Genomic DNA, 22843 nt, shown 5'->3' on the forward strand with positions numbered 1-22843 from the left:
TCAGGTGCTCACTTGGGTCCTGCTAGATGCTCCTCAGAGCGTTCTCGAGGATCGCGGCGCCCTCCTCGGCCTCCGCGACGGTGAGGGACAGGGGCGGGGCGACGCGCAGGGAACTGGTGTTGTGCCCGCCGCCCTTGCCGAGGAGCAGGCCGCCGTCGCGGGCCGCCTCCAGCACGGCGGACGCGGCACCGGGGTCGGCCTCGTCGGTGCCGGGCCGGGTCAGCTCGATGCCCAGCATCAGGCCCCGGCCGCGCACCTCCCGCACGTGCGGCACCTGCGCGGCGACGCCCCGCAGCCGCTCCAGGAGCAGTCCGCCGACCCGCCGGGCGTTGCCCTGGAGGTCGTGTTCCAGCAGGTAGGAGAGGTTGGCGAGGCCGGCCGCCATGGTGATCTGGGTGCCGCCGAAGGTCGAGATGCTGTTGGAGTCCAGACAGTTCATGATCTCGGCGCGGGCGACGACCCCGCCGATGGACATGCCGTTGCCGATGCCCTTGGCGAAGGTCAGTATGTCCGGCGGTCCGGCCTGGCCGTGCGCCTGCCAGCCCCAGAAGTGGTCGCCGGTGCGGCCCCAGCCGGTCTGCACCTCGTCGGAGATCCACAGGATGCCGCGCTCGGCGAGCACCTCCCGGAAGGCGGCGTACAGCCCGTCCGGGCCCGAGGTGAAGCCGCCGACGCCCTGGATGGGCTCGGCGATGAGGGCGGCGGGCGGGCGGGTGTGGCCGAGGAGGTCCTGCAGGTCGTCCACGCAGGCCGCGATGAAGTCGGCGTCGCTGAGATCGGCGTACGGCCCACGGGTGCGGACACCGCCGTGGACATACAGCGTCTGCAGCGGCGACAGCGAGGTCGGCGACCAGCCGCGGTTGCCGGTGATGCCGACCGCGCTGAAGGAGCGGCCGTGGTAGCTGTTGCGCATCGCGAGGACGGTGTTGCTCTGCCGGTGTGTCGTCGCGAGCAGCAGGGCGGTGTCGTTGGCCTCGGTGCCGGAGGTGGTGAAGAAGACACGGGCGTCCGGGATGCCGCTCAAGTGGGCGATGCGCTCGGCGAGTTCGACCATCGGCCGGTTGAGGTACAGGGTGGAGGAGTGGATGATCCGCCCGGCCTGCTCGCTCACCGCCTTGGTGACCTCGGGCAGCGCGTGTGCGGTCATCGTGGTGAGGATGCCGCCGAAGAAGTCGAGGTACCGATTGCCCTCGGCGTCCCAGACGTGGCGGCCCTCGCCGTGGGTGATCTCCAGCGGCTCCTCGTAGTAGAGGGCGAGCCAGTCCGGCATGACGGCGCGGTGGCGTCCCATCAGGTCCTTGGTCACGGCTGCACCAGTCCTTCGTAGGCGTCGGGGCGGCGGTCGCGGTAGAAGGCCCACTGCTGCCGCACTTCGTCGATCAGGTCGAAGTCGAGGTCGCGCACGACGAGCTCCTCGCTCTTGTCGCTGGCGATCTCCCCGACAACCTGCCCACGGGGATCGACGAAATAGCTCGTCCCATAGAAGTCGTTGTCGCCGTACGGCTCCTGTCCCACCCGGTTGATGGCGGCGACGAAGTACTCGTTCGCGACGGCCGCGGCCGGCTGCTCCAGCTGCCACAGGTAGGCGGACAGGCCGCGCGAGGTCGCCGACGGGTTGTAGACCAACTGAGCGCCGTTCAGGCCGAGTTGCCGCCACCCTTCGGGGAAGTGGCGGTCGTAGCAGATGTAGACGCCCACCTTCCCGACCGCGGTTTCGAAGACCGGCCAGCCGATGTTGCCGGGCTTGAAGTAGTACTTCTCCCAGAAGCCCTTGACCTGCGGGATGTGGTGCTTGCGGTACTTGCCGAGGAAGGTGCCGTCGGAGTCGATCACGGCGGCGGTGTTGTAGTAGAAGCCCGCCTGCTCGACCTCGAAGACGGGCACGACGATCACCATGCCGGTCTCACGGGCCAGCTCCTGCATACGACGCGTGGTGGGCCCGTCGGGGACCGGCTCGGCCCAGCTGTAGTGCTCGGGGTCCTGGACCTGGCAGAAGTAGGGAGCGTTGAAGACTTCCTGGAAGCCGATGATCCTGGCGCCCTGCCGGGCCGCCTCGCGTGCGTGCTCCTCGTGTTTCGCCACCATGGACTCGGTGTCGCCGGTCCAGGTGGCCTGGACCAGAGCGGCGCGTACGACGTTGGCCATGAGCTGCTCCTTCGACGGGACGTCAGAGCCTCTACGCCCGTAGAGGGGGGCCGTAGAGGCTCGAAAGTAAGCCCCTGGGACAGCCTTGCCAAGACCATCGTCGTTAACCCGCTGAGTCGATCAGGTTTCACCCTCCTGTGGGTGATGGATGGGGCCGGTGGGAGGGGTGTGATGCGTGGTGCGAGGCGATGTCACGCCGTGAAGCCCGCGACCCGCAGCGCGTGCACGAGATCCCACTGACACTCGTCCGAGACCCCTTGAGCGGCTGCCAGCAGCAGAGGTACGAGCGTCCTCGGGTCGAGCGCCGCACTGCGGGCGGCCTCCTCCGGGGTGCGCACGCGGACGTAGGCGTCCAGCAGCGCCCGGACCTCACGGCCCCGCCCCTCGCCGGCCAGCCCCAGCACGGCCTGCCCTATCTCGGGCGCCGGCCGCAGCACGCCCTGCCGCAGGATCTGCTCCCCGTCCTCGGCGCGCCCCGCCGCGGTCAGCGCGTCGGCGGCGGCGACCAGCCGCTCGGCGGGAAGCGAGGCCGCCTCCCACAGCAGGGTCGCCCAGTCCGCCCCGAGCCCGGCGCGCTGCATCTCGGCGGCGAGCAGCGGAAGGCGATCGGCGGGCCAGTGCGCGGCGTCGACGAGCAGTACGTGCGCCTCACCGCTGCGCCCTTCGGCCCGCAGCCGCACCAGCGCCTCGACGATGCCGCCGACCTCGCGTCGGTCCGTGGGGTCCGCCGCCGGCGACGGCCGTTCCGGGGTCCCGGACGCCTCTTCGGCGGCCCCGGCGAACCGGGCCCCTCGCGGGGTGCGGCGGGCGGTGACGGCCTCGGCAGGGAGTGCCGGGAGGACGGGCTCGGCGGTGGGCGGTACGACGACGGGGGCGGCCTCCTCCTCGACGATGCCGGCGAAGCGGGCACTGCCTCGGCGGCGCTTGCGCTGCTTCGGGGTGGAGGTGGGGGTGGCGGACGGGGCTGGGGCCGGGTCGGGGGCGGGGCGGGCTTCCGGCCGGGTGTCGCTCGGGGCCGTGCGGTGCGCTCCCGACCCGCCGCCCGCGAAGCCGCCGCCCGCGAACCCGTCACTCGTGGATCCGTCGTCCCGGAAGGCGCCGCCGCCGACCGCCCCCTGGCCTCTGAACCCGTCGTCTCCGAACCCGCCGCCTCTGAACCCGTCGTCTTCGAACCCGTCGTCTCCGAACCCGCCGTCGGCGACGCGGAACACAGCACCCTCGTCCACCCGCGCCCTCGGTATGGCCTGCCCCCGCATCCCCGCCGCCCGGCGGTCCAGGTCGGCCATCCGGGAGCGGAGCTCGGCGCACCGCGCGGTCGCGCGTTCGTGGTCGTCGCTGGCCCAGGCGAGGTCGAGGCGGATGGAGTCGGCCTCCTCCCGGCCGGTGGCGGCGGCGAGCGCCCGGCCCAGTTCCGCCTGCCGTTCGACGGCGTACCGCTGTTCGCGGAGCATGACGTCGAGGCGGTCACCGAGGGCGTCACGGCCGCCGGGACGGACGTCGTACGCGGCGAGGGCGGCGGTGTGCAGGGCGCGGGCGCGTTCCGTCTCGGGGCCGGCGCCGCCGGGGCCGTACTGGGCGGAGAGGTCGTGCAGCAGGGACTCCACGACGTCCCAGGGCGGCACCTCACGTCCGTCGAGACAGGCCCGCATGCCCTCCGGGTCGCGCTGCCAGAACACCCCGCACCAGCCGCCGCCCTGATCCAGGCGCGCCATGAGGCCGTCCAGGTAGTTCATGAACTCCCGCACCCGAGCCGGGAGTTGATCCACTGACATCTCAACTCCCGCCAGACCGGAGCACTCCGGTCCGTTAGGCAACACCAGCTGTGTTACGAGCGCGCTACGGGAAGTTTTCCGACTGAACGCAGAGTACGCCGCACCTGCCGGAAAGTGACGTGCGGACCCTCAGCCGGGGCCTCTCGGGCGGCGGCCTCTCAGGCGACGGCCTCGACAACCGGCGCGCACCGGCCGAACAGTTCGTCCATCGACAGCCCGAGGGCTTCCGCCAGCGCGGCGACGGTGAAGAAGGCCGGGGTCGGCGCCCGCCCGGTCTCGATCTTGCGCAGCGTCTCGGCGGAGATACCGGCGCTCGCCGCGACCTCCGACATGCTGCGGCCGCCTCGGGCTTCGCGGAGCAGCCGGCCGAGCCGCTCGCCACGTTCACGTTCTGCGGGGGTGAGAGGGGTGCGCACCATGGCGCCCATTCTAATACCGCCCCCGATCCCTCACCCCTATTCAAATACCGGTATAGTAATTGGCATGGTGGAGCTGAAGACAGACACGTCGATCGATGCGATGTACGCGACCGGACAGGTCGTGGGCCAGGCCCTCACGGCGGTACGCAAGGCCGCCGACGTCGGGGTATCCCTGCTGGAACTGGACGAGGTGGCGCACGAGGTGCTGCGCAGCGCCGGGGCGACCTCCCCGTTCCTCGGTTACCGTCCCTCCTTCGCCCCCGTCCCCTTCCCCGCCGTCCTGTGCACATCGGTGAACGACGCGATCGTGCACGGCATCCCGACCGGCTACCGCCTGCGCGACGGCGACCTGCTCTCCGCCGACTTCGGCGCCCAACTGGGCGGCTGGGCCGGCGACTCGGCGATCAGCTTCACGGTGGGCAGGGCGCGCCCGGAGGACGTACGCCTGATCGAGACGGCGGAACGGGCGCTGGCGGCGGGCATCGAGGCGGCCGTGGTCGGCAACCGCATCGGCGACATCGCGCACGCGATCGGCTCGGTGTGCCGGTCGGCCGGGTACGGCGTCCCGGACGGCTTCGGCGGGCACGGCATCGGCCGCAAGATGCACGAGGACCCGTCCGTGCCGAACGAGGGACGTCCGGGCCGGGGCATGCCGCTGCGGCACGGCATGGTCCTCGCCATCGAGCCGATGCTCATCGCGAGCGGCGGGGACGGCTACCACGCGGCTCCGGACGGCTGGACCCTGCGCACGAACGACGGCTCCCGCGCGGCCCACGCGGAGCACACGGTGGCGATCACGGAGGCGGGGCCTCGCGTTCTCACGGCCCGGGAAGCCCTCTGACCAGCCACCCCCACCGGAGACGTTGCGCACCGGCGGCCGCACAGTGCGCTCCGGCGGCTCCCGCGCCGGGTTTCGTGCACGGCTGCCGCGACCACTGACGGGCCGCAGCCGGGAACGATTCTTCGCACATATGCACGGCAAACCTTCGATGGCCAAAGGTCTCCCACCAGGCCCGAACGCAGGTAAAAGCGGACCAAATTCACCGGCATTTTCGTATGTTCATACTTTCGTGCCACACCTTGCCGGAACCTCACATTCCGCAGCTAGCTGTGTGCTGCGCCCACCCCACCGTGGGGCTTGGGCCACGGCTCAGTGAGGAGAAGTCATGAAGAAGGCATACGAGGCACCGACGCTCGTCCGGCTCGGTAAGTTCCGCAAGGAGACGGGGCTCCTGGGACGCCACGGCAACGACCGTCTGATCCTGAGCAAGAACTGACGGGCGACGGCACTGACCCGACGTCATGACTGAACTGCACGAAAGTGCGGGGACGGGCCCCGGCGACGCGGACTTCACGGTCTTCCCGGACCGTGCGGACGCGGCCGCCGTGGCCCGCTCCTTCGCCCGGCCGGGCTGTCGCACCCTCACCCACGCGTCGGGCCGGCCCTGGCTGGTCGGCCACTGGCACGACGACGAGGTCGTCACGGCGAGCGCCGGCGACACGGCCCTCGCCGTCATCGGCTGCTGCCCGGTCGGGGCGGGCGAACTGCGCCGCACGGCAGCACGGCTGAGGGACCTCGCGGAGCTCGACGCTCTCGCCCGCTCCCTCCCCGGCAGCTTCCATCTCGTCGCCACCCTCGGCGGCCGGCTCCGGGTGCAGGGCACCGCCTCCGGACTGCGGCTGGTCTTCCACTCGGAGATCGACGGCGTACGGGTGGCCGCCGGCCGCGCCGACACCCTCGCCGCCGCCCTCGGCCACGACCCCCATCCGCAGGAACTGGCCGTCCGGCTGCTCTGGCCGGCCCCGTACCCCCTGTTCGAGACCTCCCTGTGGCGCCCGGTCACCGCCGTGCCCCCGCAGGACGCCGTGATCGTCGCCGCGGACGGGCGGTCGGTACGGCACACCCGCTGGTGGACCCCGCCGGAGCCGGTCCGGCCCCTGGCCGAGGCGGCACCGCTGATCCGGAAGGCGCTGGAGGAGGCCGTCGACGCGCGGACCCGGCAGGGCGGCGTGGTCAGCTGCGACCTCTCCGGCGGCCTGGACTCCACGTCCGTCTGCTTCCTCGCCGATCGCTCCCCCGCCCGTGTGGTGGCCGGCACCTGGCCGGGCCGCGATCCGGCGGACACCGACCTGTACTGGGCCGAGCGGGCCGCGGGCCACCTCCCGGACGTCGAGCACGTCATCTGGGACGCGGACGCCTCGCCACTGGTCTACGAGGCCCTGCTCGGTATCGATGACCTCCTCGACGAGCCCACCATCGGCGTCATGGACCGCTCCCGGGTCCTGCATCACCTGCCGGCCCTCGCCGCCCGCGGCAGCCGGCTGCATCTGACCGGCATCGGCGGCGACCACGTGGCCTGGTGCTCCGAGGCCTACTACCACCGTCTGCTGCGCACCCGTCCGCTGTTCGCCGCACGGCAGCTGCGCGGGTTCCGGGCCCTGTGGGACTGGCCGCTCGGCGGCACCGTCCGCGCCCTGGCGGACTCCCGGCCGTACGGCGGGTGGCTCGCCGACGCGGCCGGACGGCTGCGCGATCCCTCCCCCTCCTCCTCGGTGGCGGGAGGGCTCGGCTGGGGCATGGAGCCGCGGCTGTTCGGCTGGGTGACCACGGAAACCGAGCGGCTGGCGCGGCGGGCGCTGCTCGAAGAGGCGCCGACGGCGACACCCCTGCATCCGGACCGGGGGATGCACACGGACCTGGAACAGATCCGCTCGACCACACGCATCATCCGCCAGTGGGACCGGATGGCGGCCCGCGCCGGTCTGCCGATGGCCCACCCCTTCCTCGACGACCGTGTCATCGAGGCGTGTCTGGCCGTACGCCCCGCCGAGCGCGTCACGCCGTGGGCGTACAAGCCGGTGCTGACCGCCGCGATGCGCGGCCTGGTCCCTGAGGAATGCCTGCGGCGCACCACCAAGGCCACGGCCGCCATGGACGCCGCCGACGGACTGCGTGATCACCGCGCCGACCTGCTGGCGCTGTGGGAGGACTCCCGGCTGGAGCGGCTCGGCCTGGTGGACGGCGCCGAGCTGCGCCGACTGGCCCGGCGGCCCACCTCTCCGGGACTGTCCGACGCCATCCTCTACTCCACGATCGCCGCCGAGGTGTGGCTGCGGGGACTGTCCCGCGGCCACGCCCGCACTCCCTGAGCACCCGCACCGCGTCAGAAAGGCGAACACATGCCCTTGCGGTTCGACGCACACATCTCCACCGCCGAGACCGACTACGGCACCGTCCTGCTGGACGAACGAGCCGGTACGTACTGGGAGTTGAACCCGACCGCCACCCTCGTGGTCCGCACCCTGCTCGACGGCGGCGAGGAGGCGGACGCGACCGCCGCGCTGGTCCGCGAGTTCGACATCGACCGGGAGCAGGCCCGGCGGGACGTCGAGGCGCTCGTCGGGCACCTGCGTGAGGCGGGACTGGCCTCATGACGACACCCAGCGCGCTGGAACGCCCCACCGGCGTGCCCCTCGGCAGCCGCCTGGCCGCCCGCCTCGTCCTGCTGCCCGCCGTCGCGCTCGCCCTGCTGCCGCCCCGCCGCATTCGCTCCGTCCTCGGTGTCCTGCGCCACGGGGCCGCGCCCGCCACCACCGCACAGGCCCGGCGGGCGCGGGACGCGATGTGCGCCGTCAGCCTGCGCTGCACCGGGCCGAAGGGGTGCCTGCCGCGGTCCCTGGGGGTCGCGCTGCTGTGCCGGCTCCTGGGCGCCTGGCCGACCTGGTGCGCCGGGGTCCGTGTCGTCCCGCCCTTCACCGCGCACGCCTGGATCGAGGCGGAGGGCCGGCCCGTCGGCGAGGACGTACCCGACGGCTACTTCGCCCCGCTGGTCGCCGTCGAGCCGACCGAGCGATGAGCGACGGCACGGCGGCGGACGCCGGGCCGGCCCCCGGCACCACGGTCGCGGACGACGCGGCACGGGAGTCCCCCGGCGAGGACAGGTCGACCCGCGCGGCCGTGGCCACGCTGTACCGGCTCACCGCCGGGCACCGGTCCGCCGTCGCCGTGGCCGTCATGCTGACGCTGGCCGGCTCGGCCCTGGGCCTGGCCCAGCCGCTGGTGGCCCGGCAGGCGGTGGACGCGAGCGGCCGGGGAGAAGTCGTCTGGCCGCTGCTGGCACTCCTCGGCGCGCTGTTCCTGGTGGAGGCCGCGATCGGATCGGCGGGACGCTTCCTGCTGGAGCGGATGGGCGAGGGTGTCGTACGCCGGCTGCGCATGGACCTGGTGGGGCGTCTGCTCCGGCTGGAGATGCGCGAGTACGACCGCCACCGCAGCGGCGACCTCATCTCCCGGGTCACCACCGACACCACCCTGCTGCGCGACGTCGTCTCCCAGGCCCTCGTCGACCTGGTGACCGGAAGCCTCGTCGCCGCCGGTGCGCTCGTCCTGATGGCCTGGCTCGACCCGCTGCTGCTGCTCCTGGTCGCGCTCACCGTGGCCGTGGCCACGGCCGTGGTCAGCTCGCTGCTCCAGGGCATCCGCAGAGCCTCCGAGCGCATGCAGGACTCCGTCGGAGCCGTCGCCGCGGATCTGGAACGGGCGCTGGGCGCCCTGCCCATGGTCCGGGTGCACCGCGCCGAGGATCGCGAGACGGCCCGGATCGGGGCGCGGGTCGAGGAGGCCTACGAGGCGGGAGTACGCACCGCGAAACTCGCGTCCGTCATGAGCCCCGCCGTCGAACTCGCCGTCCAGGGCTCCTTCCTCGTCGTCCTGGTCGTCGGGGGCCTGCGCGTCGGCGGTCAGGCCGGCTCCCTCGGCGACCTCGTCGCGTTCCTGCTGTACGCCTCGTACCTCGTCCTGCCGCTGTCCTCCGTGTTCCACGCGGTGAGCCTGGTCCAGCGCGGCATGGGCGCCCACCGGCGCGTCGACCAGGCGCTGCGGCTGCCCGTCGAGCACACCGGGCCGTCGGACGCGCGACCGCGCCGCGCCCGGCCCGCACCGTCCGCCCCCGCCGGCCGCCCCGCGCTCGCGCTGCACGACGTCCGCTTCGGCTACGACCCGGGCCGGCCGGTGCTGTCCGGCGTGTCCTTCGCCGTCCCCCACCGTCGGCAGGTCGCCCTCGTGGGCCCCTCGGGAGCCGGCAAGAGCACCGTCTTCGCGCTGGTGGCGGGGTTCTACGAACCGGACGCGGGAGCCGTGCAGTTCGACGGCCGGCCCGCCGCGGAACTCGGCCGTGACGCCTGCCGCCGGCGCATCGCGATGGTGGACCAGAACACCCACGTCGTCCACGGCACCCTGCGGGAGAACATCACCTACGCCGTGCCCGACGCCCCGGAGGCGGAAATCCGGCGTGTCCTCTCGCTGACCCGGCTGGAGGAGCTCGTCGACCGGCTGCCCTGCGGTCTGGACACCGTCGTCGGTGAGCGCGGCAACACCCTCTCGGGCGGCGAACGTCAACGCGTCGCCCTGGCCCGGGCCTTGCTCGCCCGCCCCGCGCTGCTGCTCCTGGACGAGCCCACCGCCCACCTCGACGCGATCAACGAAGCGGCACTGACCACGGTGATGAAGGACGTCGCCCAGGAATGCGCCCTGCTGATCATCGCCCACCGCCTGTCCACCGTGCGGCACGCCGACCACATCGTCGTCCTCCACCCGGGCCGTGGCCCGGCCTGCGGAAGCCACGAGCAGCTGCTGGCCCGCGATCCCCTCTACCGTGAACTGGCCACGAGCCAGATGCTGCGCCCCGGCGACGGGCCGCCCGCGGACCACGGCGGCCGCCGGGCGAACGGCTGAGGCGTTCCTGCACATGCCCCCTGGGCCAGAACGTGCCATCGTGGCATGAGCGAGCCCGAACCGGGTTACCCGACTCCGGCACGTCGATGAGCGAGGGCGACCCTGCCCGCGCAGGGAAGCCGGATGGGAACGCCATGACCAGCGGCTTCAGTGGTCCCGAAGACTACGACCCCTTCGGAGAATTCCTCGCCAGCTTCTTCGGCGGACCCCGTCCCGGCCCCCGCCAGATCGACATCGGCCGTCTGCTCAGCCAGCCGGCCCGGGAGCTGGTGCGCGGTGCCGCCCAGTACGCCGCCGAACACGGCAGCCGTGACCTGGACACCCAGCATCTGCTGCGCGCCGCGCTGTCCGCCGAGCCGACCCGGAGTCTGCTCACCCGGGCCGGCGCGGATCCCGACTCGCTGGCGACGGAGATCGACGAGCGCTCGGGCCCGGCACAGCACCCCTCGGGCGAGGGCCCGCCACCCACGTCGCTGTCCCTGACCCCGGCCGCCAAGCGCGCCCTGCTGGACGCGCACGACCTGGCCCGCACGCGGGGCGCCGGCTACATCGGCCCGGAGCATGTGCTCAGTGCCCTCGCCTCGAACCCCGACTCGGCGGCCGGGCACATCCTCAACGCGGCCCGCTTCGCCCCCTCCGGCATGCCGTCCGAGGCCTCGGACGGGGGCCGGCCCCGGGAGCGCACCGACCAGCGCCCGCGCGTCGACACCGGCACGCCCACCCTCGACAAGTACGGCCGCGACCTCACCGATCTCGCCCGCCAGGGCCGGATCGACCCGGTGATCGGCCGCGACGAGGAGATCGAGCAGACCGTCGAGGTGCTCTCCCGGCGCGGCAAGAACAACCCGGTGCTGATCGGTGACGCGGGCGTCGGCAAGACCGCGATCGTGGAGGGCCTGGCCCAGCGGATCGCCGACGGCGACGTCCCCGACGTGCTCAGCGGCCGCCGGGTCATCGCGCTCGACCTGACCGGGGTGGTCGCCGGCACCCGCTACCGGGGCGACTTCGAGGAGCGGCTCACCAACATCGTGGACGAGATCCGCGCGCACTCCGACCAACTGATCGTCTTCATCGACGAACTGCACACCGTGGTGGGCGCCGGAGGCGGCGGCGAGGGCGGGTCCATGGACGCCGGGAACATCCTCAAGCCGGCCCTCGCCCGCGGCGAACTGCACGTCGTGGGCGCGACGACGCTGGAGGAGTACCGCAGGATCGAGAAGGACGCGGCGCTCTCCCGCCGCTTCCAGCCGATCCTGGTCCCCGAGCCCACCGCCGCCGACGCGATCGAGATCCTGCGCGGCCTGCGCGACCGCTACGAGGCCCACCACCAGGTCCGCTACAGCGACGAGGCGCTCGTGGCCGCCGTGGAGTTGTCCGACCGCTATCTCACCGACCGCCGTCTGCCGGACAAGGCGATCGACCTGATCGACCAGGCGGGTGCCCGGGTGCGGCTGCGCGCGCGGACCAAGGGCACCGACGTACGGGCCATGGAGCGCGAGGTCGAGCAGCTGACCCGGGACAAGGACCAGGCCGTGGCCGACGAGAGCTACGAGCAGGCGACGCAACTGCGCGACCGCATCGTCGAGCTGAAGCAGCGGATCGCCGAGGGCGGTGACGCGGAGATCGACGAGGGCATGGACCTGAAGGTCACGACCGAAGCCATCGCGGAGGTCGTGTCCCGGCAGACCGGCATCCCGGTGAGCAGCCTCACCGAGGAGGAGAAGGACCGGCTGCTCGGTCTGGAGGAGCATCTGCACGAGCGGGTCGTCGGCCAGGACGAGGCGGTGCGCGTGGTCTCCGACGCGGTGCTGCGCTCGCGGGCCGGACTCGCCAGCCCCGACCGGCCGATCGGCAGTTTCCTCTTCCTCGGCCCGACCGGCGTAGGCAAGACCGAGCTGGCGCGGGCGCTCGCCGAGGCGCTGTTCGGCAGCGAGGAGCGCATGGTCCGCCTCGACATGAGCGAGTACCAGGAGCGGCACACGGTCAGCCGGCTGATCGGCGCCCCGCCCGGATACGTCGGCCACGAGGAGGCCGGACAGCTCACCGAGGTGGTGCGCCGGCACCCGTACTCGCTGCTGCTGCTCGACGAGATCGAGAAGGCCCACCCGGACGTCTTCAACATCCTGCTGCAGGTCCTGGACGACGGCCGGCTGACCGACTCGCAGGGCCGGACGGTGGACTTCACCAACGCGGTCATCGTGATGACCAGCAACCTCGGTTCGGAGGCGATCAGCCGGGGCGGCACCGGGATCGGGTTCGGCTCGGGCGATGAGCAGGCCGACGAGGAGGCGCGCAGCGAGCGGATCCTGCGGCCGCTGCGCCAGCACTTCCGGCCCGAGTTCCTCAACCGCATCGACGAGATCGTCGTCTTCCGCCAGCTGACCCCGGTCGAGCTGGAGCAGATCACCAACCTGCTGCTGGACAAGACCCGCCGGCTGCTGCACGCCCAGGGAGTCTCGGTCGAGTTCACCGGCGCGGCCGTCGACTGGCTCTCCGAGCGCGGCTACCAGCCCGAGTACGGCGCCCGTCCGCTGCGCCGCACCATCCAGCGGGAGGTCGACAACCAGCTCTCCCGGCTGCTGCTGGACGGCCGGATCGGCGAGGGCGGCCGGGTGACCGTGGACGTGGCGGACGGGCGGCTGGCCTTCCGCGCGGAAGAGCTGCCGCCCGCCCCGGAGTTGTGAGCCGACGAGTGCCGTGCGGCGCTACGGCGCCGGCCGCACCACCATCGCCGAGCCGCCGCCCCGCCGTACCGTCTCGGCGGCGGCGAGCCACTTGCCGCCGGGCAGCCGCTGTACGCCCGTGGCCGCGCCGATCTCGGGGTTCAGCTTGAAGGAGTGCCCGATGGCCTCCAGCTGAGCCTTCGCCGCGCTGTTGTAGAGCCCGGGTTCCAGCTCGGTCTGGGCGGCGTTGCGCTGGCTGGCGCGCGGCGCGGCGATGGCGTCGACGAGCGGCAGCCCTCGGTCGAGGAACCCGGTCAGCGACTGGAGCACGGTGGTGATGATGGTGGCGCCGCCCGGCGAACCGAGCGCCACCACGGCCCGGTTGTGCTGGTCGAGGACGATCGTCGGGGACATCGAGGAGCGCGGCCGCTTGCCCGGACCCGGCAGGTTCGGGTCGTGCACGGCCGGGCTCGCCGGGGTGAAGGAGAAGTCCGTCAGCTCGTTGTTCAGCAGGAAGCCCCGGCCCGGGACCGTGATGCCGCTGCCGCCGGTCTGCTCGATGGTGAGCGTGTAGGAGACGACGTTGCCCCACTTGTCGGCCACGGTGAGGTGGGTGGTGCTGTCGCCCTCGTAGGTGGTCGGGGCGGCTGTGCCGCTCGCGTCGCAGGCCGCCGGGTCGCGCGGGTCGCCCGGCGCGACCGGGCTCTTGAGCACCGCGTCGTCCTTGATCAGGCACGCCCGCGAGTCGGCGTACCGCTGCGACAGCAGCTCCTTCGTCGGTACGTCCTCGAAGGCGGGGTCGCCGACCCAGCGCCCTCGGTCCGCGAACGCGATGCGGCTGGCCTCGATGTAGCGGTGCAGGTACTGGATCTCGCTCGCCTTGGAAAGGTCCGTGTTCTCCAGGATGTTGAGGGCCTCGCCGACGGTCGTGCCGCCGGAGGAGGAGGGCGCCATGGAGTAGACGCCGAGACCGTGGTACGAGGTCCGGCTGGGCGCCTGGGATTTGACGCGGTAGGCGGCCAGGTCCTTGGCGGACAGGTCGCCGGGGCGGGCCTTCCAGCCGGCGGCCGGGTCCACGGGCGGCTCGTTGACCGTGTCGACGATGTCCTCGGCGAGTTCGCCCCGGTACAGCGTGCCGACGCCCTTCTTCGCCAACTCGGCGTAGGTGCGGGCGAGATCGGGGTTCTTGAAGGTGGAGCCGACGACCGGCAGCGCGCCGTTCGGCAGGAACAGCTTCGTGGTGTCCGGGAAGTAGCGGAACCGGGTCTCGTTGGCCGCGGTCTGCGAGCGGAAGGTGTCATCGACGGTGAAGCCGTCGCGGGCGAGGCGCTCGGCGGGCTTCAGCACCGACCCGAGGCTCTTGCTCCCCCACTGGTCCAGCGCCTTCTGCCAGGTGGCGGGCGTGCCCGGGGTGCCGACGCTCAGGCCGCTGCTGACGGCCTCGGCGAACGGGATCGCGGTGCCGTTCTCCGTGAACAGGCCGGAGTCGGCGGTCAGCGGCGCGGTCTCCCGGCCGTCGAGGGTGCGCACCGTACGGGACTTGGCGTCGTAGTAGACGAAGTAGCCGCCCCCGCCGACGCCGGCGGAGTAGGGCTCGGTGACGCCGAGCGCGGCGGCCGTGGCGACGGCCGCGTCGACGGCGTTGCCGCCCTTGCGCAGTACCTCGATGCCGGCGGCGGAGGCGTCCGCGTCGACGCTGGACACCGCACCGCCGTAGCCGACGGCGACGGGGACCTTCTCGGCTGGGCTGCTCTGCGCTCCGGGGGGCGCCGCCGCCCCCACCGACACGACAGCGGCCGAAACCGCCAGGACCGACAGATTCCGCGCGACAGGGCGACGCATCCGCACCTCCAGTCAGGGACCGTTCGCGCAGCCTATGCGATCGACATGCCCGCGTCAGCCCGCCCACGGCAGGCTCTCGTCGAACGCCGGTTTGCATTCGCCCGCTAGCATGCGCGCCCATGAATGACGACGTGCGCAACATAGTCCTGGGCGTGGCCGCGGCCGGCATCAGCGCCGCGCTCGGCTGGCTTGCCCGCACCTACTTGTGGAAGCGCAAGCTCCGGCGCAAGCAGGCGTTCTTCGGGCTGCCCGACAACGCGGAGTCCTTGCTCGTGGTCAACCGCGGGGCGGGCGGGCCCGAGCTGACGGTGATGCGCTACGACGTCTTCGCGCTCCTGGAACTCGCCGCCCTGATCAAGGACTGCAACGCCCACGCCCAGATCATCCCGCACGACGCGGCCCGCCAGGGCTTCGGCGAGCGCACCGAGTTCTGCGTCGGCGGCCCGGCGTCGAACCGCCGTATGACGGCACACCTGGCTTCCCTGCTGCCCGGTGTGCGGGTGAACGTCGACGCCGAACCCGGCCCGGACCGGGGCGCCTTCCAGATCGGCTCCGAGCGCTACCGGGTGGAGGTCGGCAAGGAGGAGTACGCACTGCTCGCCCGGCTCACCGTCGGCGAGAGCCAGGGCCCCCGTCCCGTCTTCCTCTTCTGCGGGCAGACCGCGATCACCAACCAGGCCGCCACCCGCTACCTCGCCCGCAACCATGAGCGACTCACCCGCAAGCACGGCACCGGCTCCTTCGTCCTGCTGCTGAAGGTGGTCAACTCGCAGGCGTACGGCCCGGACGTGGTGGAGCTCGTCGCGGACGTGACGCGGGCGGCGCAGGCACCCCTGCCCACACCGGCGGCGGCTCCGCGCAACGCACACCGCGCCTCCTGAGGTCCGTTACATTCCGGTAATCGTTACTGGCACGTAACTTACCGACGGGTTACTTGCGGTAAGGGGCCAAGGTTACCGTTCGGTCACTTTGCACTGACACGAGTGAGGAGTGACCTGTGGGAACCCATCGCAAGGCCCTGCGTACGACCGCCGTGGGCGCCGTCTCCGCGACCCTGGTCGCCGGTAGCGCCCTCGGGCTCGCCCCCGTGGCCCAAGCGGCCTCCAACAGCGTCCGTTTCGTCGACATCACCGGCGACGGCGGCACCAAGCTCAAGGCGAACGTCGTCACGCCGGCCGGCGCCGACGCCGGCGGCCGCTACCCGCTGCTCGTCCTGCCCACGAGCTGGGGCCTGCCCCAGGTCGAGTACTTCGCGCAGGCCCAGAAGCTCGCCGACTCGGGCTACATCGTGGTCAGTTACAACGTGCGCGGATTCTGGCAGTCGGGCGGCGAGATAGAAGTGGCCGGCCCGCCCGACATAGCCGACGCGTCCAGGGTCATCGACTGGGCGCTCGCCAACACCCCGGCCGACGCGAAGCACATCGGCATGGCGGGCGTCTCGTACGGCGCCGGCATCAGCCTGCTGGCCGCCGCGCACGACAAGCGGGTCAGGGCGGTCGCCGCCCTGAGCGGCTGGGCGGACCTCATCGGCTCGATCTACTCCGGCCGCACCCAGCACGTCCAGGCCGCCGCGCTGCTGGACGGCGCGGGCCTGATCACCGGACGCCAGAGCGCGGAACTGAGGCAGATCTTCGACGACTTCTACGCCTCCAACCTGTCCAAGGAACAGGACATCATCAACTGGGGGAAGAAACGTTCGGTCGGTACATATGTGGACCAGCTCAACGACAGCGGTGCCGCGGTCATGATGGCCAACGCCTGGGGCGACACGATCTTCCCGCCCAACCAGTACGCGGACTTCTACGAGAAGCTGACGGGCCCCAAGCGGCTGGAGTTCCGTCCCGGCGACCACGCCACCGCCGAGCTGACCGGGCTGTTCGGCCTGCCCAACGATGTGTGGACGGACACCGAGCGCTGGTTCGACCACTACCTCAAGGGCGAGGACAACGGCGTCAACCGCGAACTGCCGGTCCGGCTCAAGTCCCGCACCAACGGCGGCTACGAGGGCTACCCGGACTGGAAGTCGGTCGGCGCGACGGACAGGAAGATCGCCCTCGGGGGTTCGACCACGATCCGCACCAACATCGACTCGGGAGCGAACGGCGGTGTCGTCTTCCTGTCCAGCATCCTCGACCAGGTGGCCCAACTGCCCCCGGTGGCCTCGATCCCGCTGATCCCGCGGCTGTGGGCGGGCGTTTGGCAGTCGGAGAAGTACGCCACGGCCCAACATGTGCGCGGCACCGCGAAGTTGCACACCACTGTCACCCCGACCAAGGAGAGCGGCACCCTCGTCGCCTACCTGTACGACGTGGGCCCGCTCGGCCTCGGCAAGCTGGTCAGCAACGCGCCGTACACCTTCCACGGACGTACGCCCGGACAGCCGTTCGGCGTCGACCTGGAGCTGTACTCCACGGCCTACGACGTTCCGGCCGGGCACCGTCTCGCCCTGGTCGTCGACACGGTCGACCCGCTCTACATCGAGCACAACCCGTCCGGCGCGCGGCTGACCTTCTCCTCGCCGGCGAACGACCCGTCGTACGTGTCGATTCCACTGCGCGAGCAGTGATCTCCGGCCGGCGCCGGACGGGTATGGCTCTGTGACTGCTGCCCCCTGCTGCCCCTGCGTCCAGGGGCCGTGGGGGGAACCCCACCCGGCAGCAGCGTCCCTGGACGTGGACGGGGCCACCGCCACGGTCCTGGGGACGGACGGAACATCGTAGTCGAGGTCGGTTCAGCTGCGTTGCGATGGCCGCAAACTATCCGGGCAGCGAAGGACTTATGGGACGACACGCACTTTTCGGGCATTAGCCGTATTTATGCAGCTCTTACGTGAAACCGTCCCGCGGTCCTCACGCCTCCGCGACCTCCGCGTACAGCTGCGACAGCTCGGGCACGCCGCTCGCGGCCCACTCCCGCCCCGAGGTCACGACGTCGAACTCACGGCCGGAGGCGAGCCGGACGACCGGCTGACCGTCCGGCCAGAACCCCCAGGCGGCACCGGGCACGGTGCGCACGATGACGGTGCCGAGGTACAGCCCGGCGTCATTGCCCAGCCAGGGCAGGCTCTCCTCGTCGTCCCGCCAGCGCGGCAGCAGCTGATCCAGGGCCTCCAACGAGGCCACGGTGTCATCGAGTTGGATCCCGGCCCGGGACGCGTGCGAACGCAGAAGTTCACACTCGGAGAGCAGTTCGGCGATGCCCTCGGGGTCGGGGGCCCCGCGCTTCTCGTGCCGGTGGCCCAGAAAAGGGATCTTCATACGCACAGCGTGTCATTCGCACTGCCGAGCGCACCACAGGCGCGCGGGCCGTCGATTCCGGTCGACTTCACGCCGACTTCTGGCATGGCTCGTTGACGGGTCACGGGTGCCTCTCTACTTTCTCGATGCGTCCTGCGTCTCGTCTGAACGACTCATGTGAACCGAACTTGTCATGCGCAGTCATACGCAGTCCTGAGTGGTCGTGAACGGGAGGAGTCGGCAGTGCGCCGATGTGTGTGGATTTCTGCGGTCGTCCTTGCCCTCTTCGCCGCCCTCGTGCCGGGAGTCTCCGCGCAGGCCGCGACCGAGCGCAGAGCCGTGCCGCTCCCGTTGGAGCGGCTCTTCGACAACACGGCCGTCAGCGACGACGCACGGCCCGCCGAGGCCGACTTGGACGGGAAGGGCGCCTCGCTGTCGGCTCAGGACCTCACGGCCGCCGGCTGGACGCCCGGCCGCCCGCTCACGGTTCAGGGGGCGCGGCTGACCTGGCCGAACCGGCAGCCGGGCGAGCCGGACAACGTCCGGGCCGCCGGGCAGGACGTGCGCGTGACCGGCCGCGGCGACGCGCTCGCCTTCCTGGTGGCGGGTACGGCCGGTGCCGACATCGGCGCGGCGGGGACGGTGCTGTACGCCGACGGCACCCGGTCCGCCTACCACCTGACCGCTCCCGACTGGCGCACCGGCCCGCTCGCCACCAAGGCGGTCGCCCTGCCGCACATCAACACACCCGGCGGGCAACTCACCGCGCGGGCGCGGCTGTACGTCATGACCGTGCCGATCGTGACGGGCCGCGAGGTCGTGTCCGTACGGCTGCCGCAGGCGACCGGGATGCATGTGTTCGCGGCGGCGGTTCGGGCCCCGGCCGCCGGCTGGACGGGGAGTTGGGCGAGCGCGACGGGCGGCTATCCGACCGTGGGCCCGTGGGCCGACCGGACGTTGCGCCTGGTGGTTCACACCTCCGTCGGCGGGCCGCGGGTGCGGCTGCGGTTCGACAACACCTTCGCGGCGGGGCCGGTGCGGATCGGGAGGGCCACGGTGGCGGTGCAGCAGTCGGGCGCGGCGGCGAAGGCGGCACCGGTCCGGGTGTCGTTCCGGGGTGCGGCGGGCGTCGAGATCCCGGCGGGGGCACAGGCGTACAGCGACCCGCTCGGCTTCAGCGTGCCCGCCGACGGCAATCTGCTGGTGAGCTTCCATCTGCCGGGGACCGTTCCGGCGGCGCCCGTGCACCGGCTCGCACAGCAGCGGTCGTATGTGAGCGCACCGGGCGACCACACGGCGGACACCTCCGCCTCCGCCTATCCGACCGTCCTGACCAACTGGCCGCTGCTGACCGGTGTCGACGTGGGCGGCGGGCCGGGGTCGGTGGTCCTGCTGGGGGACTCGATCACCGACGGCGACAAGTCCACGGTGGACGCCAACCGGCGGTGGCCCAATGTGCTGGCCACACGGCTGCTGAACCAGAGTGTGGTCCCGCACTATGGGGTGCTCAACCAGGGGATCTCGGGCAACCGTGTGGTCTCCGACCGCTATCCCGGGGACGGGGTCTCCACCGACACGGCCGGGGTGAGCGCGCTGTACCGGTTCGACCGGGATGTACTGGCCCAGACGTCGGCGCGTACGGCGGTGGTGTTCGAGGGCATCAACGATGTGCGCTGGGGCACGACCGCGGAGCAGGTGATCGCCGGGCTGCGGGAGATCGCGGACCGGGGGCATGCGCGCGGGCTGCGGATGCTGGCGGCGACGATCCTGCCGTGCGAGGGGGAGACCCAGTGCACGGCGGCCGCCGATGCCGAGCGGGTGGAGATCAACGCCTGGATCCGCGGCGCCGGGGTGTTCGACGGCGTGCTCGACTTCGATGCGGTCGTACGGGACCCGGCGCGGCCCTCGCGGATGCTCCCCGCCTACGACAGCGGGGACCATCTGCATCCCGGGGACGCGGGACTCGCCGCGCTGGCCGGGTCGGTGGACCTGCGGGCGCTCGTGCCGTGACCGCCGAAGGGTGCTGCCCTACACGTCCAGGTCCACGACCACCGGCGCATGGTCCGACGCGCCCTTGCCCTTGCGCTCCTCGCGGTCCACGTAGGAGTCGGTGACGGACTTGGCGAACGGCTCGTTGCCGTACACCAGGTCGATCCGCATGCCCCGGTTCTTGGGGAAGCAGAGCTGGCGGTAGTCCCAGTACGTGTACGGGTGGTCGTACTTGAGGGGGCGCGGGACCACGTCGGACAGGCCGGACTCGCGCAGGGAGGCGAGGGCGGCGCGCTCGGCGGGGGTGACATGGGTGAGGCCCTCGAAGGCGGCCACGTCGTAGACGTCGTCGTCCGTCGGCGCCACGTTGTAGTCGCCCATCACCGCGAACGGGCGGCTGCCGCCCGCGTCACCGGCGACGGCGGCCTTCAGGGCCTCGAACCACTGGAGCTTGTACGCGTAGTGGGGGTGGTCCACCTCACGGCCGTTGGGCACATAGACCGACCAGACACGGACCGGGCCGCAGGTCGCCGAGATGGCGCGGGGCTCCTGGACGCCGTCGTAGCCGGGGTCGCCGGGGAGGCCCTTGACGACGTCCTTGAGGCCTACGCGGGAGAGCACCGCCACGCCGTTCCACCGGCCGGTGGCGTTGACCGCCGCCTCGTAGCCGAGGTCGCGCAGCGGGTCGAACGGGAACTGGTCCTCGGCGACCTTGGCCTCCTGGAGGCACAGCACATCGGTGCCGCTGCTCTCCAGCCAGGCCAGGAGCCTGGGCAGGCGGGCGGTGATCGAGTTCACGTTCCAGGTCGCGATGCGCATGCCTGACAACCTACCGGGCGGGACTGACAACCCGGCCCCGCCCGGGGTGGGACCGGTCACAGCTGCGCGGAGTCCCCCGGCGTCAGACGCAGGTGCTCCGCACCGCCGAGGCCGCCGATCTGACGGTCGTAGATAGGCCGGGCCAGGTCGGTGAGCAGGGCGTCGTGGATGTCGTAGGCGCGCTGCGGCTTGACCTCGCGGACGTAGTCGATGACCTCCGCGATCTTGTTCCAGGGGGCCATGACCGGGAGCATCAGCGTCTCGACCGGGTGGTCGGGCACCGTGAGGGCGTCGCCCGGGTGGAAGACACGGCCGCCGTCGACGAGGTAGCCGACGTTGGTGATGCGCGGGATGTCCGGGTGGATGACGGCGTGCAGTTCGCCGTGGACCTGGACGTCGAAGCCGGCGGCGGTGAAGGTGTCGCCGTGGCCGACGGTGTGGACACGGCCCGGGAAGGCCGCCGAGATCTTCTCCGCGACGGACTTCAGCGTCCAGATGTGCGCGGCCGGGTCGGCCTCCATGCCGGCCCGCAGCCGTGCCTCGTCGAAGTGGTCGGGGTGCTCGTGTGTGACGAGGATCGCGTCCGCGCCGACCGCGGCGTCCTCCTCGCTGAACCCGCCGGGATCCAGGACGAGCGTCTGTCCGTCCTTCTCGAGCCGGATGCAGGCGTGCGACTTCTTCGTGAGCTTCATGGCTCCATCCTGGCGGCCCGTCCTGGCGCGCACCCGTCCGGGACGCTCACTCCTGCGGAGTGGTTTCTTCCCTTATCACCTTCTGGGCCACCCGGAAGGCGCTGTTCGCCGCCGGGACGCCGCAGTAGACGGCCGCCTGGAGCAGGACCTCCTTGATCTCGTCCGGGGTGAGGCCGTTGCGCAGGGCGGCGCGTACGTGAAAGGCGAGTTCGTCCAGGTGCCCGCCCGCGACCAGGGCGGTGAGGGTCACACAGCTGCGGGAGCGCCGGTCGAGGCCGGGTCTGTCCCAGATCTCGCCCCATGCGTACCGGGTGATGAACTCCTGGAAGTCCCCCGAGAAGTCGTCAGCCTGCGCCAGCGCCCGGTCGACATGCGCGTCGCCGAGCACCTCGCGGCGGACCTTGATCCCGGCCTCGTACGGATCGGGCCGTCCCAGCGTCTGCATCGGTACGACGGCCGGCGCGATCTCGGCGATGGGCGTGGGCTGCGGCGCCGGCGCGGCGGCCAGCACCGGCTTGACGGGGGCGGCCACGATGGCCATCTGGCCGGTGGTGGAGTCGTAGGCGGGCTGCCAGGCGGTGGAGAAGTGCCGGACCAGCAGGTCGGTGACGGCGGCCGGCTGTTCGACCGGGACGAGGTGGGAGGCGCCGGGGACGACGGCGAGCCGGGCGTCCGGTATCCCGGCGACCAGGGTGCGGGCCTCGGCGGGGCCGGTGACCTGGTCGTCGGAGCCGACGAGGACGAGAGTGGGGACCGCGACCCCGGCCAGCTGCGACCGCACGTCGAACGAGGCCAGCGCCTCGCAGGCGGCGATGTAGCAGCCGGGGTCGGTGGTGCGCACCATCTGCACCGCCCACTCGGTGATCGCGGGCTGGGCGGCGGCGAAGCCGGTGGTGAACCAGCGGTCCGGCGAGGTACGGGCGATGGGGTCGAGGCCGTTGGTGCGCACGATCACGCCCCGCTGGCGGAACTCGTCGGCAGTGCCGAACCGGGGCGAGGCGGCGATCAGCGCGAGCGAGGCGATGCGCTCCGGGTGGCGCAGCGCGAGTTCGATGCCGAGTGCGCCGCCGAGCGCACAGCCCGCGTAGCCGAAGCGCTGCACACCGAGGCTGTCGAGGGTGGCGAGCAGCCGTTCGGAGAGGTCGCCGACGGAGCCGGCCGGGTACGCGGGCGCACCGCCGTGTCCGGGCAGGTCGAACCGGAAGACACGCCACTGCTGGGTCAGCTCGGGGACCTGCCGGTCCCACATGTGCCAGGTGGTACCCAGTGAGGGACCGAGGATCAGGACCGGGGCGTCTTCTGGCCCGTCAAAGCGGTATTGCAGGGTGTTCGGTGGTGTCTCGCTCACCCGTCAGACCCTCTCATCTCTCACGGAGGCCCCTATAACGGGGGGCGCTGGACGCCGTCCTGACCAGGTTGAAGACCTCTCGGGCGGCATATCGCTTGCGGCATCGAATGATCTCACGGCGGGACTTGCCCTCCTGGGTGCGGCGTTCGTAGTACGCCTGGGTGCGGGGATTGAAGCGCAGCCG

Annotated in this window: 19 protein-coding genes; 10 read left to right on the plus strand and 9 right to left on the minus strand. The window is 72.0% G+C overall.

All coding sequences use genetic code 11. From position 1 onward, the window contains the following. Positions 1 to 22: 22 nt before the first annotated feature. The 4 genes from ACFQ6S_RS13470 to ACFQ6S_RS13485 all read right to left on the minus strand — a co-directional run bounded on the left by ACFQ6S_RS13470 (position 23) and on the right by ACFQ6S_RS13485 (position 4336). A complete protein-coding gene (locus tag ACFQ6S_RS13470) occupies positions 23 to 1306 on the minus strand; it encodes an aspartate aminotransferase family protein (protein ID WP_383407538.1) in 1284 nt (427 codons plus the stop codon). Then, the gene (locus ACFQ6S_RS13475) at positions 1303 to 2145 is read right to left on the minus strand and encodes a nitrilase-related carbon-nitrogen hydrolase (protein ID WP_107907925.1); all 843 of its coding nucleotides are present in this window, start codon (positions 2143 to 2145) and stop codon (positions 1303 to 1305) included. Before ACFQ6S_RS13475 ends, ACFQ6S_RS13470 begins: the two co-directional genes overlap by 4 nt. 191 nt (positions 2146 to 2336) lie before the next feature. Continuing rightward, entirely contained in the window at positions 2337 to 3917 is a 1581-nt protein-coding gene (locus ACFQ6S_RS13480; RefSeq protein ID WP_383407541.1) for a hypothetical protein, read from the minus strand. 158 nt (positions 3918 to 4075) lie between these two features. Then, positions 4076 to 4336 carry a helix-turn-helix domain-containing protein gene (locus tag ACFQ6S_RS13485; protein ID WP_383407544.1) on the minus strand — a complete coding sequence of 87 codons (261 nt, stop codon included), beginning with the start codon at positions 4334 to 4336 and terminating at the stop codon, positions 4076 to 4078. Positions 4337 to 4400: 64 nt separating this feature from the next. Here ACFQ6S_RS13485 and map point away from each other — a divergent pair, with 64 nt between their 5' ends. From map to ACFQ6S_RS13520, 7 genes are all read left to right on the plus strand, one after another. After that, positions 4401 to 5177 (plus strand): type I methionyl aminopeptidase, encoded by a 777-nt coding sequence (gene map / locus ACFQ6S_RS13490; protein ID WP_383407547.1) that lies wholly within the window; start codon positions 4401 to 4403, stop codon positions 5175 to 5177. A gap of 325 nt (positions 5178 to 5502) precedes the next feature. Next, positions 5503 to 5613 carry a keywimysin-related RiPP gene (locus ACFQ6S_RS13495; RefSeq protein ID WP_383407550.1) on the plus strand — a complete coding sequence of 37 codons (111 nt, stop codon included), beginning with the start codon at positions 5503 to 5505 and terminating at the stop codon, positions 5611 to 5613. A gap of 25 nt (positions 5614 to 5638) precedes the next feature. Further along, complete coding sequence (locus ACFQ6S_RS13500; RefSeq protein WP_383407553.1) at positions 5639 to 7486, plus strand: lasso peptide isopeptide bond-forming cyclase; 1848 nt, start codon at positions 5639 to 5641, stop codon at positions 7484 to 7486. A 30-nt stretch (positions 7487 to 7516) separates the two neighbouring features. Next, on the plus strand, positions 7517 to 7771 hold the full coding sequence (locus tag ACFQ6S_RS13505) for a lasso peptide biosynthesis PqqD family chaperone (protein WP_383407555.1): 255 nt from the start codon (positions 7517 to 7519) through the stop codon (positions 7769 to 7771). Beyond that, positions 7768 to 8193, plus strand: coding sequence for a lasso peptide biosynthesis B2 protein (locus tag ACFQ6S_RS13510; protein WP_383407558.1), 426 nt, complete (start codon positions 7768 to 7770; stop codon positions 8191 to 8193). Before ACFQ6S_RS13505 ends, ACFQ6S_RS13510 begins: the two co-directional genes overlap by 4 nt. Beyond that, positions 8190 to 10070 (plus strand): ABC transporter ATP-binding protein, encoded by a 1881-nt coding sequence (locus ACFQ6S_RS13515; protein ID WP_383407561.1) that lies wholly within the window; start codon positions 8190 to 8192, stop codon positions 10068 to 10070. The genes ACFQ6S_RS13510 and ACFQ6S_RS13515 overlap by 4 nt, the downstream gene beginning before the upstream one ends. Positions 10071 to 10204: 134 nt before the next feature. Then, a complete protein-coding gene (locus tag ACFQ6S_RS13520; protein ID WP_383407564.1) occupies positions 10205 to 12754 on the plus strand; it encodes an ATP-dependent Clp protease ATP-binding subunit in 2550 nt (849 codons plus the stop codon). 21 nt (positions 12755 to 12775) lie between these two features. On the opposite strand, the gene ggt is transcribed toward ACFQ6S_RS13520, so the two are convergent. Further along, complete coding sequence (ggt, locus tag ACFQ6S_RS13525; protein WP_383407566.1) at positions 12776 to 14575, minus strand: gamma-glutamyltransferase; 1800 nt, start codon at positions 14573 to 14575, stop codon at positions 12776 to 12778. Between the two features lie 119 nt (positions 14576 to 14694). Here ggt and ACFQ6S_RS13530 point away from each other — a divergent pair, with 119 nt between their 5' ends. Both ACFQ6S_RS13530 and ACFQ6S_RS13535 read left to right on the plus strand, forming a co-directional pair. Further along, the gene (locus ACFQ6S_RS13530; protein WP_383407567.1) at positions 14695 to 15456 is read left to right on the plus strand and encodes a hypothetical protein; all 762 of its coding nucleotides are present in this window, start codon (positions 14695 to 14697) and stop codon (positions 15454 to 15456) included. Between the two features lie 116 nt (positions 15457 to 15572). Next, positions 15573 to 17141 carry a CocE/NonD family hydrolase gene (locus tag ACFQ6S_RS13535; protein WP_383407570.1) on the plus strand — a complete coding sequence of 523 codons (1569 nt, stop codon included), beginning with the start codon at positions 15573 to 15575 and terminating at the stop codon, positions 17139 to 17141. Between the two features lie 283 nt (positions 17142 to 17424). Here ACFQ6S_RS13535 and ACFQ6S_RS13540 read toward each other — a convergent pair whose 3' ends face one another. Further along, positions 17425 to 17832, minus strand: a complete 408-nt coding sequence (locus ACFQ6S_RS13540) for a DUF6278 family protein (protein WP_383407572.1) — start codon at positions 17830 to 17832, stop codon at positions 17425 to 17427. Between the two features lie 222 nt (positions 17833 to 18054). Between ACFQ6S_RS13540 and ACFQ6S_RS13545 the strand changes: the two genes are divergently transcribed. Continuing rightward, positions 18055 to 19821, plus strand: coding sequence for an SGNH/GDSL hydrolase family protein (locus ACFQ6S_RS13545; protein WP_383407575.1), 1767 nt, complete (start codon positions 18055 to 18057; stop codon positions 19819 to 19821). An 18-nt stretch (positions 19822 to 19839) separates the two neighbouring features. On the opposite strand, the gene ACFQ6S_RS13550 is transcribed toward ACFQ6S_RS13545, so the two are convergent. From ACFQ6S_RS13550 to pcaC, 3 genes are read right to left on the minus strand one after another with little or no spacing between them, the layout of a single operon-like run. Continuing rightward, a complete protein-coding gene (locus tag ACFQ6S_RS13550) occupies positions 19840 to 20619 on the minus strand; it encodes an exodeoxyribonuclease III (protein WP_383407578.1) in 780 nt (259 codons plus the stop codon). 56 nt (positions 20620 to 20675) lie between these two features. After that, positions 20676 to 21311: an MBL fold metallo-hydrolase gene (locus tag ACFQ6S_RS13555; protein ID WP_383407581.1), complete on the minus strand. Its 636-nt coding sequence runs from the start codon at positions 21309 to 21311 to the stop codon at positions 20676 to 20678. 46 nt (positions 21312 to 21357) lie between these two features. Next, the gene (gene pcaC / locus ACFQ6S_RS13560) at positions 21358 to 22659 is read right to left on the minus strand and encodes a 4-carboxymuconolactone decarboxylase (protein ID WP_383407584.1); all 1302 of its coding nucleotides are present in this window, start codon (positions 22657 to 22659) and stop codon (positions 21358 to 21360) included. Positions 22660 to 22843: the final 184 nt, after the last annotated feature.

The sequence above is a fragment of the Streptomyces sp. NPDC056479 genome, from assembly GCF_042795335.1.
Classification (GTDB): Bacteria; Actinomycetota; Actinomycetes; order Streptomycetales; family Streptomycetaceae; genus Streptomyces.